Below are 13,057 nucleotides of genomic sequence, written 5' to 3' on the forward strand. Positions count from 1 at the left end.
GTCCCCACCGGCGCGAGGCGCCGGCGTACCCGTCACCCAGGTCGGGCGACGGGTGGATGGCGGAGCGCAGGGACGGTCAGGCCGCCCCGCTCCACTCAGTGCTGGAGGAAGTCGATCACCAGGCGGTTGAACGCCTCGGCGTGTTCCCACTGCGCCCAGTGACCGCACTTGCTGAACACGTGCAGGCGCGAATCCGGAATGCCGTTGAGCAGCTTCAGGCTCCAATCGATCGGCACGAAGCGATCGTCGCGCCCCCAGGTGATCAGGGTCGGTGTCTGGATGTTGGGCAGGTCGGCGGAGAAGTCGCCCATCTGGAACTTGCTCAGATCGACGCTCTTGAGGAAGTTTTCCAGGTGCTGCGGGTTGGCCAGGATGCTCTTGTGGCGCAGGCCGATCAGCTCTTCGGTGAGCGCGCTGGAGTCATAGACGAAGACGTCGAGCATCTTCTTCAGGTTGTCCATGCTGGGCTCGCGGTAGACACCGAACAGCAACTTGATGCCTTCCATCGGCAACGGAGTGAACAGGCTGGTACGGCCGACGCCGCCGGAGCCCATCAGGATCATCTTGCCCAGCCGCTCGGGGCTGGCCACGGCGAAGCCCAACGCGCTGCCGCCACCCATGGAGTTGCCGACCAGGTGCGCCTTGTCGATGTCCAATGCGTCCATCAGCGCCTTGACGGCGCGGGCGTTGATCACGAAACGCGGCTCGGCGGTGACCAGCGGATCGGACTTGCCGAAGCCCGGGCAATCGATCAGCAGCACGCGGTAGCCGGCATCGACGAAGGCATCGACGTTGCGGTGGAAGTTGGCCCAGCCGGTGGCGCCAGCGCCGGAGCCGTGGATCATGATCACGGCCTCGCCTTCGCCGGCGTCGTTGTAGTGCAGGCGCCATTCCGGGGTCTGCACGAACTGGCTGGTGGAGGCTTCGGTGAATCTGCTCATGGGGATAGTCCTGCTTGGATTTCAGGTGGGAGATGGCATCGCGCGGAGCACGACGGTCAGGGAAGCGGGTACGTCGCGCCGTCGGACATCGGGGCGCGGCGATGGAGTGCAGAAGTTCGGGCCAGCAAGTGGCGGCGGAAGCGGCAGGCGAGCGGCGCGAGGGTCGGCATCACGAGGTTATTCCTGGATCTTGTTATTGGCAGACGGAGACGACACGCCGTGCTCCGCTGGCGCCCCGAGGAAAGCGGTGGCGCCCGTTACTCCTGCTAGAGCAACCCCTGTGCCAGCCCGGTATCGGTCAGCGAAAATCAAGATAAATAGCTTTAACTTCAATGTGTTACGCAACTCACTAAAGCCTGAAAGCGCGCTACTGGCAGGCCGTCGCCAGGCATCGGGTTCAGAACTTTGCGAAGGGCTCCGAAAATTCCGCATGAAAAATCGCAACTGCCGGAACGACGCGCAAAAAAACGCCGGCGGGGCCGGCGTCAAAGGGAGCATTCAGGGTGAGTTGGGTGGCTCGGCCACCCCGGCCCAGTCGGCGTAGCGTCGCCACGCCGCGTGCAACACCGCCAGGCGCTGCGGCTGGGTGGCTGCCAGGTCACGGGTTTCGCCGCGATCCTCGGCAAGGTTGTACAGCCGCCAGTGATACGGCTGCCCCGGTTTGGGCGGGGAGCCGTCCGGTGCATATGCGGATACCAGCTTCCAGTCGCCATCGCGGACATAGGGCTGGCCGAACAGCTCGCCGGCTAGCGGTTGGGGTGGTAACGCTGCGACAGCGCCGGTCAGCAACGGCAGCAGCGAGCGGCCGGTGATCGGCAGCTTGCCCGCGGGCGTCTCGCTGGCCGGCACACCCGCCAGCGCGAGGAAAGTGGGGGCCAAGTCGTCGACCCGCGCCACGCCGTGCAGCACCCGCCCTGCCGCCACCGGCAATGCGCGCGGCAGATGCATGATGGCCGGCACCGCGATGCCGCCCTCGGCGCTGGTACCCTTGACCAGGCTGAATGGCGTCGAGCTGACCTCTGCCCAGCGATAGCCATAGCTGACGTTGGACCCCTTGCGACCGAGATTGGCCAGCGAATTGTCGGTGTGGGCGTCATCCGGCGAATAACCCTTGGCGTGATCCTCGCCCGCCGCGCCGTTGTCCGAGAGAAAAACGATCAGGGTGTTGTCGTACTGGCCGGTGCGCTTGAGGTGATCGATCAGCCGACCGATGTTCATGTCGAGGTGCTCGACCATCGCCGCGTAGATTTCCATCTTGCGCGCTTCCACAGCGCGCTCTGCGTCACTCAGCTGCTCCCAGGATTTGGCCGGCACCTGCGCTGGCGGCGCTGGCGGGAACTCCCCAGCGAACAGGCCGAGCTGCTTGAGCCGCGCCAGACGTTCAGTGCGGATCGCCTGGTAGCCGGCATCGTAACGACCGCGGTACTTGTCGAGGTAGGCCTGTGGCACCTGCAGCGGCCAGTGCGGAGCGGTGTAGGCGGCATAGGCGAAGAACGGCTTGCCCTCGGTACGTCCGGCGTCGAGGTAGCCGATCAGCTTGTCGGTGTAGAAGGTGCTGGAGAAGAAATCCGCAGGCACCTCGACCGGCCTGCCGTCCTCCCGGTAACTGACGTTTTCGATGCGCACCTGCGAGCCCGCAAGCGGTTGGAAGTGGCTGGCGCCGCCGTCGAGCAGGCTGAACGAACGCTCGAAGCCCCAGGCATCGGGCCCTTGCCCGGCGGCTTTGCCGAGGTGCCATTTGCCGGCCATGTAGGTCGCATAGCCGGCGTCCTTGAGGCGTTGCGCAAAGGACTGCGCACGCCCGTTCAAGTAGCCCTCGTATCCCGGTCGACCCTGCAGCGCCGGCGCGAACGGCAACACTTCGGCCATGGTGCCGAGGCCGACCAGGTGGCTGTCGGTGCCGGACAGCAGCATCGAGCGGGTCGGCGAACAGGCCGCCGCCGCGTAGAAGTTGCTCAGTCGCACACCCTCGCGGGCGAGTTGGTCGAGATTGGGCGTGGCGATTTCGCCGCCGAAACTGGCGATATCGGAGAAGCCGAGATCATCGGCGAGGATCAACAGAATGTTCGGTGGGCTGGCGGCGAATGCATTCGTCGACAGCAGGCAGGCCAGCACGGCCAGGCGTTTGAGTCGCGTCATGGCGGGCTCTCTGTAGGAGGGACGAACCCGGCAAGCGCGCAAGGCGTTGCCGGGACATTAGGACTCAGGTCGGCAGCACCTCGCGGCCTTTGAGCAGGTCCAACGCGACGTCGACGATCATGTCTTCCTGGCCGCCGACCATGCGCCGCTTGCCCAGCTCGACGAGGATATCGAGGGTCTTCAAGCCGTACTTGGCGGCGGCGATTTCGGCGTGGCGCAGGAAGCTCGAGTAGACCCCGGCGTAGCCGAGGCCGAGGGTCTCGCGATCGACCCGCACCGGGCGGTCCTGCAGCGGGCGCACGATGTCGTCGGCGGCATCCATCAGGGTGTAGAGGTCGGTGCCGTGGTTCCAGCCGAGGCGCTCGGCGGCGGCGATGAACACCTCCAGCGGTGCGTTGCCGGCGCCCGCGCCCATGCCGGCGAGGCTGGCGTCGATGCGGTCGCAGCCTTCCTCCACCGCGGTGATCGAGTTGGCCACCCCGAGCGACAGGTTGTGGTGGGCGTGCATGCCGGTCTGCGTCTCCGGCTTGAGCACTGCCTTGAAGGCGCGCATGCGGTCGCGGATGTCCTGCATGTTCATCGCCCCACCGGAGTCGGCCATGTAGATGCAGGTCGCGCCGTAGCTCTCCATCAGCTGGCCTTGGCGGGCCAGCTCTTCGGCCGGAATCATGTGGCTCATCATCAGGAAACCGACGGTGTCCATGCCCAGGTGGCGGGCGTATTCGATGTGCTGCTTGGAGACATCCGCCTCGGTGCAGTGGGTGGCGATGCGCACGATGCGCGCGCCAGCTTCATAGGCATTCTTCAGGTCATGCACGCTACCGATGCCGGGCAACAGCAGCGTGGCGATCTTGGCGTGCTGGAGCTCGCCGGCCACCGCCTCGATGTATTCGAGGTCGGTGTGGCGGCCGAAGCCGTAGTTGAACGAGGAGCCTTGCAGGCCGTCGCCGTGGGCGACCTCGATGGAGTCGACCTTGGCCTGGTCTAAGGCGCGTGCGATGGCGCGCACGTCGTCGAGACCGTACTGGTGGCGGATCGCGTGGCTGCCGTCGCGCAGGGTGACGTCGGAGATGTAGATTTTCTTGCCGTTCATGCTCGCGCTCCTCAGCCGTTGCTCATCGCGTTGTTCAGGATCGACTGAGCCATGCGCTCGGCGGTGGCCAGCGCGGCGGAGGTCATGATGTCGAGGTTGCCGGCGTAGGCCGGCAGGTAGTGGGCGGCGCCTTCGACTTCGAGGAACACCGAGGTCTTCAGCCCGGAGAACTGGCCGTGGCCGGGAATGTGCAAGTCATGCACCTCGTCGAACTGCACTTTCTGCTTGAGCCGGTAGCCGGGCACATAGGCCTGCACCGCGGCGGCCATCTCCACGATCGAGGCTTCGACCTTGGCTTGGTCGGCGGCTTCGCTGAGCACGAACACCGTGTCGCGCATCATCAGCGGCGGCTCGGCCGGGTTCATGATGATGATCGCCTTGCCCTTGGCTGCGCCGCCAATCACTTCGATGGCCTTCGAGGTGGTCTCGGTGAACTCGTCGATGTTGGCGCGGGTGCCGGGACCGGCGGATTTCGAGGCAATGGACGCGATGATCTCGGCGTAATGGACTTTCGCCACCCGCGATACCGCCGCGACCATGGGAATGGTCGCCTGGCCACCGCAGGTGACCATGTTGACGTTCGGTGCCTGCAGGTGCTGCTCGAGGTTGACCACCGGCACGCAATACGGACCGATGGCGGCCGGGGTCAGGTCGATCAGACGAAGACTGGGCTTGTGGCCCCGCAACAAGGCGTCGTTCTTCACGTGAGCGGCGGCGGAGGTAGCATCGAAGACGAAGTCGATCTCGGAGAAGATCGGCAGGCGGGTCAGGCCCTCGGCGCCTTCATGGGTGGTGGCCACACCCAGTCGTGCTGCGCGCGCCAGACCGTCGGACTCCGGATCGATGCCAACCATCGCAGCCATTTCCAGGTGCTTGGCATTGCGGAGAATCTTGATCATCAGGTCGGTGCCGATGTTGCCGGAGCCGATGATGGCGACTTTGAGTTTCTTGCTCATGGGATAGGTTCTCCGCGAGTTCAGACGAAGCGCACCGAGCAGCCGCCGATCCCGGCGATGCTCACCCGCAGGTTGTCACCGGCCACCACCGGCACCATGGCCGACAGCGCGCCGGAGAGGATCACTTCGCCCGCCTTGAGGCGCATGCCCAGGCGGCCGAGGGTATTGGCCAGCCAGGCCACGGCAATCGCCGGCGAGCCCATGCTCGCTGCGCCCGCACCGGTGCCAACCACCTTGCCGTTCTTCTCCAGCACCATGCCGGTGGTGGTGAGGTCGAGCTGGCGCGGGTCGACCAGCCGATCGCCGAGCACGAACACGCCGCATGAGGCGTTGTCCGCCACGGTGTCCTGGATCTGGATCTTCCAGTTGCGGATGCGTGAGTCGACGATCTCGAAGCAGGCCATCACCCCTTCGGTGGCGCGCAGCACATCGGCAACCGTGATGCCGGGGCCGGCCAGGTCATGCTTGAGCACGAAGGCAATCTCACCCTCGGCCTTGGGCTGGATCAGCGTGCCGATCGGCACCGCGGCGCCCTGCTCGACCACCATGGCGTCGGTGAGTTGGCCGAAGTCCGGCTGGCCGACGCCAAGCATGTCCATCACCGCCTGGCTGGTGACGCCGATCTTCTTGCCGATGATCCGCTCGCCGCGCGCCAGGCGGCGGGCAATCAGGTGCTGCTGGATGGCGTAGGCCTCTTCGAGGGTCAGCTCCGGGTGGCGGCTGGTCAGCGGGTCGAGTGGTGTTGCGGTGTCGAGGGCGACGAACAGTTCGTCACCGAGCCGCTCGATTAGGTTCAGGTCATTCACGTTTCAGTACTCCTGCCAATGCATGGCGAAAAATTCGATTCAGGCGGGGACGATCGCGCGGTAGCCGGCGGTTGCGCACTCGCAGTCCTGCTCCTCGCTGGCGCCGGACACGCCGATGGCGCCGACCAGCCGTTCGCCGATGCGCAGCGGCAAGGCACCGCCCATCGGCACCAGGCGCGGCCGCAACATCAGGCACAGGCGCACGTGCTCCGGGGCATCGCGCAGGCGCTCGCCGACCTCATCGGTGGGCATGCCGAATGACACTGCCGTCATCGCCTTGTCCTGGGCGATCTCGATGGTGTGCAGCGCAGCGCCGACCGCCCGGCCGAACGCCAGCAGGTGGCCGCCACCGTCGAGCACTGCGACGCTGACCCGCCAGCCGTGGCTGTCGGCCTGGCGCAGCGCGGCTTCCACCGCGCGTTGGGCGAGCGCCTGGGTGAGCGGCTCGCTCAGGGTTTCGAGGGGTTGTTCGCTCATGCCGAGGCCTCCCGGGCACAGGTAGCCGGCTCGGCGGCGGATTTCGAGGGGGACAACAGGTAGCAGGCCAGGGCCGGCACCAGGACCAGCGCGACCAGCATGTTGCAGAGGAACATGAAGGTCAGCAGCACGCCCATGTCGGCCTGGAACTTGATCGGCGAGAACACCCAGGTGACCACACCAAGTGACAGGGTCAGGCCGGTGAACACCACCACCCGTCCGGTGAACTGCAGCGCCTGCCGGTAGGCGTCGGCCAAGCTGGCACCGCGGCGTAGCCAGAACAGCGTGACGCTTAGGATGTACAGCGCGTAGTCGACGCCGATGCCGACCCCGAGCGCCACCACCGGCAAGGTCGCGACCTTGAGGCCCATGTCCAGCTGGACCATCAGCGCCTCGGCGAGCAGCGAGGTGAGGATCAGCGGCAGCACCGCGCAGAGCACTGCACGCCACGAGCGGAAGGCAATGAAGCAGAGCAGCGTCACCGCCAGGTAGACGCCCAGCAGCATGTGGCCGTTGGCGGTCTTCACCACGATGTTGGTGGCGCTCTCGATGCCGGCATTGCCGGCGGCCATGACGAAGGTGGCCCGCTCGTCGTTGTAGGCGTGGGCGAAGTGCTCGGTGGTGTGCACCACCGCATCCAGGGTGTCGGCCTTGTGATCCTTGAGGAAGGCGTAGATCGACAGCAGGTCGCAGGTGCCGTTGAACAGCTCACGCGGCGAGCGCATGGCCGCGGCGTTGATCATCGCCTGGTTGGGCAGCAACTCGTCCCACTTGAAGTTGCCTTCGTTCATGCCGACGTTGATCTTGCGCGCCAGCCCGGCGATCGAACTGGTGGTTTCCACCCCCGGCAACTGGCGCAAGCGCCATTCGAGTTCTTCGACCTTGCGCAGCGTGCCGTAGTCGACGCACTGCCCGGGTGGCGTCTCGACCATGATCACGAATACGTCGCTGCTCGCCTGGTAGTGCTCGATGATGAACTGGTTGTCGCGGTTGTAGCGCGAGTCGGCACGCAGCTCCGGTGCGCCCGGGTCGAGGTCGCCGACCTTCAGTTGCTTGCTCACCAGCAACGCGCCGGCGGCGATGCCCAGCGCCACGACGATGGCCAGCGCGGCCGCCTTCGGCTGAGTGAAGCGCGCCAGCAGACCGACCAGCAACGGCGGCCGGGCGCCCTCCTCGACCACATCCTGGCGCAGGCTGCGCGCCGCGGCGCCGTGCGACACGCCGGTGAACGACAGCATGATCGGCAGCAGCGCCAGGTTGGTGAACACCAGGATTGCCACGCCCAGGCTGGCGATGATCGCCAACTCCTGGATCACCGGCACATCGACGATGGTCAGCACGGCGAAGCCGACCACGTCGGCAAGCAGCGCGGTCATGCCGGCAGCGAACAGGCGGCGGAAGGTGTAGCGCGCGGCGATCAGCTTGTGGGTGCCGCGCCCGACGTCCTGCATGATGCCGTTCATCTTCTGCGCGCCATGGCTGACGCCGATGGCGTAGACCAGGAACGGCACCAGGATCGAGTAGGGATTGAGCTCATAACCGAGCAGCGGCAGCAGGCCGAGCAGCCAGGTCACGCCGACCAGGGTGCAACCCTGCACGACCAGGGTGCTGCGCCAGCAGCGGGTGAACTGGTAGAGCACCGCCGAGGTGATCAGCACCGCGGCGGCGAAGAACGCCAGCACCGCGTACAGCCCTTCGATCAGATCACCCATGACCTTGGCGAAGCCGATGATGTGGATCTCGACCTGTTGCGCCTGGTACTTGTCACGCAGGCGCTCCAGCGCATCGGAGAGCGTCTTGTAGTCGAGTGGCTGACCGGTCTTCGGATCGAGGTCGAGCAGCGGCAGGTAGATGATGGTCGAGCGCAGGTCGCGGGCCACCAGTTGGCCGATCTCCCCTGAGCGCTCGACGTTGGCACGTAGGCTGTCGAGGCTCTCGGCGCTGCCGTCGAAACCGTCGGGGACCACCGGGCCGCCGTCGAAGCCGTCCTCGGTCACGCCCTGCCAGCGGGTCGCCGGGGTCCACAGCGAACGCATGAAGGCGCGGTCGACGCCCGGCACCAGGTACAGGTCGTCGTTGATCTGCCGCAGCGTTTCCATGTACTCGGCGGCGAAGATGTCACCCTCAGCGCCCTCGGGCAGCGCCACGGCGATGCGCAGCGCATTGCCGGCGCCCTTGAGGTCCTTGGCATGCTCCAGGTACTTGAGGGTGAACGGATGGTGCGCCGGAATCGTCTTCAGGAAGCTGGCGTTTAGCCGCACGCCGCTGGCAGCGACGCCGAGCAGCAGGGTCAGCAGCAGGCACAGGCCGATCACCAGCGCGCGGTGGTTGAACAGCAGCCGCTCGAGGCGGTTGCCGGAGTACTTGTCGAAGTCCGCCAGGGACGCGATGGCGGCGAAGCCGTCGGATGAGCTGATAGCCATAGTCAGTAACCTTCTCTACATGCTCAGCGCAGCGCGCTCGGCGGGAAGCGGGTGATGCCGTTGCTGCCGACCGCCAGGCTGCCGCCGTCGGCGGTGGCCAGCAGGGCAACCAACGGGAAGCGTTGTTCGGGGCTGACCGCACTGAACGTCTGACCGTCGTCGCGACTGAGCCAGCCGCGCCCGGACTCGTCGGCGAGCAGCAGGCCGCCATCGCTCAGGCGGGTGCCGGCGGTGAGGCTCTTGCTGGTGGCCAACTCAATCGGCTGCCAGCTGGCGCCCTGGTCGGCGGAGCGGAACAGGTGGCCGCGCAGGCCGAAGGCGAACAGCGAGCCGCGCAGGCTGGCGATCAGGCCGAAGAAGCTGCCGTCGTAGGGCTCGTCGAGGCGCACGAAATCGTGCAGGTCGCTGCCGATGCGCATCAGCCCGCCGAGTTCGCCGGCGAGGAACAGTTGCCCGTCGAGGCGCTCCACTGCATTGAGATGGCGCGAGTCGCTGCCGTCCTGCAGTTCGCGCGCCGGCTGCCAGTGCGCGCCGCCGTCCTCGCTGCTGAACGCCAGGCCGTAGGCGCCGACCGCCAGCACGCGCTCGCCACCGAGGCACTGCACGGCAAGGAACGGTTTGTCGGCGCCCTCGTCGACCAGCCGACGCGCCTCGTCGGCACGTTCAGGATCGTCGCGATGCGCGTCGAGGATCGCCTGGGCGGCACGGAAGCCATCCAGCTGGCGGCTCCAGCTCTGCCCGCCATCGGCGGTCTTGAGGATCACGCCGCGATGGCCGACCGCCCAGCCGTGGCTGGCGTCGGCAAAGCACAACCCGGTGAGGCTCACCGAAACCGGCACGTTGGCCTGCCTCCAGTGCCCACCCTGGTCGTCGGAATAAAGGATGTGGCCGCGCACGCCGGCGACCACCAGGCGCTCGCCCGCCTGGGCGATGGCGTTGAGCGCCGAGCGTGGCGCCAGCGCGCTGAGCGCGGCCTTCTGCTGCAAGGTATCGGCGACTTCGCGGCCGCTCGGGCCGCCTGTCGCAAAACTGGCTTGCGCCACCCAGCCGAACAGGCCGAGGGCCAACACGCAGGCCAGGCCATGATTCTTGTTATTCACCGTAAACCTCCGGTAAGACGGGCGGCCCGCCCCCAGCGGGAGCGGGCCACCGGGACCATCAACGTGCGCTCATCTTGGTCAGCGACTCCGGCGAGAAGAAGCTCTCGCGACGCCGCTCGACGATCTGGTACTGCTCGTTGCCGGCATCGCCCAGGGCGCAGTTGTAGATCCACGCCTTGGTGCGGTGGTCGTGGAAGAAGCCGGTGCAGTAGTTCACGGTGGCCGGGATGTCCGGCGCGGCGAACGGAGTGGTCAGCGCGGTGCGCCACAGGGTGCCCTCGGCGTCCCAGCCGTCGATGCTGGCGTTACCCCAGTTGTCCTCGTCGTAATAGAACATGCGCTTGGGCACCGCATGTCGCTTGCCGGCCTTGAGGGTCGCTTCGACCACCCAGACGCGGTGCAGCTCCCAGCGCATGAACTCGGGTTTGACGTGACGCTGGGCCATGACGTCCTCGTCGCCGTGGGCGAGAAGCGCGTTGTTGTTGTAGGGAATCAGCATTTCCTTCTTGCCGAGCAGCTTCCAGTCGTAGCGTTCCGGCGAGCCCGCGCCACCGAAGGTCTCGTCGACGAAGTTGACCCCCGAGGCGACGGTGTTCGGTGTATCGAAGTTGATGCTCGGCGCGCGGCGCACGCGGCGCTGGCCGGCCAGGTACTGCCAGAGTGTGCGGCCTTTCACGTAGTCAGTGACGTTGTGCACCATCAGCGCCTCGCCGGCGCGGAAGGCCGGCGCGTAGGTGAGCTGGATGGCCAGCATGTAGTTCGGGCTGCTCGCCGTCTCGGCGCTCAGCTCCTTGTAGTAGTAGGGGTATTGGCCTTCGTCGATGGCCGCGGTGGCGAGCACGCGCTGGCCGTCGGCGGTGGTGGTCCACACCTTGTACTTGGTGTGGGTCGCCTCGCCGCGCCACAGGGTCTGGTGGTTCCACACCACCTCGATGCCGCTCTTCGGAATCGGGAATGGCGCGCCGCCGTAGGCGCCCTTGACCACCAGACCGTCACCTTCGAGGCTGGCCTGGGTGGCGTTCTTGAAGGTGTTGTCGTAGATCCACTGCGGCGCCGCCGCGGTGCGCCGGGTCGGATAAACGTCGAGTTTGAAGGTCTGCGGGTTGTCCTTGAGCAGCTGCTTGACGCCGTCGGTGAGCTTGTCGGCGTACTGCGCCATGTTGGCGGCGGTCACGCTGTACAGCGGCTTGTCGGCCTGGAACGGGTCGACGTTGCGGTGGCCCTGCTGGAAGCCGGCCGGCACCTCGGTGTAGCCGCCGGTCCAGGCTGGGATGCTGCCGTCTGCGTTGCCGGCGCGCTCGGCGCCGAGGGGGGTCAGGCTGCTTTTCAGCGCCTCGGCCTCAGCCGCGCTGACTGCCGCGTGGGCGGTCGACACGGCCATGGAGAGGGACACGCAGGCCAGCAATTGAGCGATCTTGTTGTTGTGCATGGCGAACACTCTTAGAAGGTGTGGGAGACGCTGAAGGAGATGAAGTCGCGGTCGGCGTTGGTCTGCTTGTAGGTCTTGATGCCGCCGATGTTGATCGGCGCCGAAGGCCCGTAGAAACCGTTGTAAGCCAGGGTGAACGTGACCTCCTTGAGGTAGTCCGCGGAGAGGCCGATGTTGTAGTCACCGCCTTTCGCCTGGCTGAAACCGCCCACCGCCGAGGAGCGACCGTCGATGCCGTAGCTGAAGCCCATCGGCACCGACAGGTCGATGCCGTCGAACACCTGGAAGTACTGCGGAATGAAGGCCACACGCATCGCGGTGGCGTCGCGGGTGTTATTGGGGTCGAGGTTGTTGGCGTTCTTGTCGACGCTGAGGGTGCGGTTCCAGGCCAGTTCGGCGAGCAGGCTGGCGCCGTCCCAGAGGCTCGAGGTCGGCATCACGTAGATGGTGTTGATCTGCGCGTGGGCGGTCTTGCCCACCGCGTACAGCGGGTTGTGATCGTTGTCGCCGGTGCCGGTGAGGTCGACCATGGTCAGGCTGACCAGCGGCGCGTTGTCGCGAATCGACGTCTCGAACGCGACGTTGGCGTCACCGATGCCGCGGGTGGCGCTGAAGCCGTAGGCGCGGATGTCCTCGGGGAACACCAGGCTGTATTCACCGATCTTGTCCGCCGCCGAATCGGCGCCGATGCCGAAGCCCGGGCGCACCTGCACCTGGAAGTTCTTGTCGTGGTAGTTGATCGCGTACAGACCGAAGTCGGTGTCCAGCGCTTCGGAGCGGTAGCGCAGCTGCACGCCCCACTGCCCGGAGTCGCGTGCCTCGATGTCGCCAGCGCGGTAGAACGAGGCGACCGGGCCGAGGCCGGGTGCAGTGGCGACCACGATGCGCTCGCCGCCTTCGTCGAGCAGGTCGGCCGGGCTGAAGTAGCTGCCCGCCGCCGGGATACGCGTGCGCTGCCACTCGAACTGGTAATAGCCGCCGACCGACACGGTCGGAGTCAGCTGCAGCTGGGTGGAGAACTGCTTGACCGGCAGGCCGAGCTCCTTGAATTGCGAGTTTGGCACCTGCAACGCGCGCACTGCGTCGATCGGCTGCTGGCCGGCGGCGATGGCGTTGCCGCCGAAGAACAGGCTTTCGCCGTAAACCAGCGAGTGCTGGCCGAGCCGCGCCACGCCCCACATGCTCTCGCCGAGGTCGAAGTTGGTGTAGACGAAGGCATCGCGGAACTCGGCGTCGCGACCGTGCAGCTCGCGGGTGTCGTCGGTGAAGTGGTCGTGGTCAACGCTCACCGAGTTGGCGGTGTCCGGCGAGTCGTTGTCGTTCTTGCGGTTGTACACGTCGTCGTACCAGGCCGCGCCGCTGACCCGCGCACCGGTGCCCTTGTAGGACACGTCGAATTCGGAGAACAGGTCGAGGCGGTTGGACACCAGGCTGCCGCGATCGAAGTTGCGGTCGCCGTCATCCAGGGTCGGGTCGGCCACCAGCTTGTCGTGGCGGTCTTTCATGCGGATCGCGTTGCTGTACTTGACGGTGTTGTCCCAGCGCACCGACAGGTCCTGGTCGCCGGTCTCGAACTGGAAGGCCTGGGCGGAGCCGGCCGCCATCGCGGCGACCAGGGCAGAGAGCTGGAACAGTGCGCGCAGCGGCGCCCCGTCGCGATGTAGGGAGGAGTTGTGCATGTGGAAACCTCGTG

General features: G+C 66.4%; 10 protein-coding genes. All 10 read right to left on the reverse strand.

All coding sequences use genetic code 11. The features are described 5' to 3' along the window. Positions 1-95: 95 nt before the first annotated feature. The 10 genes from JQX08_RS01175 to JQX08_RS01220 all read right to left on the reverse strand — a co-directional run bounded on the left by JQX08_RS01175 (position 96) and on the right by JQX08_RS01220 (position 13,043). The gene (locus JQX08_RS01175; protein WP_204914122.1) at positions 96-941 is read right to left on the reverse strand and encodes an alpha/beta fold hydrolase; all 846 of its coding nucleotides are present in this window, start codon (positions 939-941) and stop codon (positions 96-98) included. Between the two features lie 498 nt (positions 942-1,439). Next, positions 1,440-3,080 (reverse strand): arylsulfatase, encoded by a 1,641-nt coding sequence (locus JQX08_RS01180; RefSeq protein WP_204914123.1) that lies wholly within the window; start codon positions 3,078-3,080, stop codon positions 1,440-1,442. Between the two features lie 64 nt (positions 3,081-3,144). Next, positions 3,145-4,173 carry a 4-hydroxy-2-oxovalerate aldolase gene (gene dmpG / locus JQX08_RS01185; RefSeq protein ID WP_204914124.1) on the reverse strand — a complete coding sequence of 343 codons (1,029 nt, stop codon included), beginning with the start codon at positions 4,171-4,173 and terminating at the stop codon, positions 3,145-3,147. Between the two features lie 11 nt (positions 4,174-4,184). Beyond that, positions 4,185-5,129 carry an acetaldehyde dehydrogenase (acetylating) gene (locus tag JQX08_RS01190; protein ID WP_204914126.1) on the reverse strand — a complete coding sequence of 315 codons (945 nt, stop codon included), beginning with the start codon at positions 5,127-5,129 and terminating at the stop codon, positions 4,185-4,187. 20 nt (positions 5,130-5,149) lie between these two features. Then, positions 5,150-5,926 (reverse strand): 2-oxopent-4-enoate hydratase, encoded by a 777-nt coding sequence (gene dmpE / locus JQX08_RS01195; protein WP_239481984.1) that lies wholly within the window; start codon positions 5,924-5,926, stop codon positions 5,150-5,152. A 48-nt stretch (positions 5,927-5,974) separates the two neighbouring features. After that, a complete protein-coding gene (locus JQX08_RS01200; protein WP_204914129.1) occupies positions 5,975-6,412 on the reverse strand; it encodes a GlcG/HbpS family heme-binding protein in 438 nt (145 codons plus the stop codon). Beyond that, positions 6,409-8,835, reverse strand: a complete 2,427-nt coding sequence (locus tag JQX08_RS01205) for an efflux RND transporter permease subunit (protein WP_204914130.1) — start codon at positions 8,833-8,835, stop codon at positions 6,409-6,411. Before JQX08_RS01205 ends, JQX08_RS01200 begins: the two co-directional genes overlap by 4 nt. Positions 8,836-8,858: 23 nt before the next feature. Beyond that, positions 8,859-9,935: a YCF48-related protein gene (locus tag JQX08_RS01210; RefSeq protein WP_204914131.1), complete on the reverse strand. Its 1,077-nt coding sequence runs from the start codon at positions 9,933-9,935 to the stop codon at positions 8,859-8,861. Positions 9,936-9,993: 58 nt separating this feature from the next. Beyond that, positions 9,994-11,364 carry a DUF1329 domain-containing protein gene (locus JQX08_RS01215; RefSeq protein WP_204914132.1) on the reverse strand — a complete coding sequence of 457 codons (1,371 nt, stop codon included), beginning with the start codon at positions 11,362-11,364 and terminating at the stop codon, positions 9,994-9,996. Positions 11,365-11,375: 11 nt separating this feature from the next. Then, positions 11,376-13,043: a DUF1302 domain-containing protein gene (locus tag JQX08_RS01220; protein WP_239481946.1), complete on the reverse strand. Its 1,668-nt coding sequence runs from the start codon at positions 13,041-13,043 to the stop codon at positions 11,376-11,378. Positions 13,044-13,057 lie beyond the last annotated feature (14 nt).

Source organism: Zestomonas insulae (genome assembly GCF_016901015.1).
Taxonomy (GTDB): Bacteria; Pseudomonadota; Gammaproteobacteria; order Pseudomonadales; family Pseudomonadaceae; genus Aquipseudomonas; species Aquipseudomonas insulae.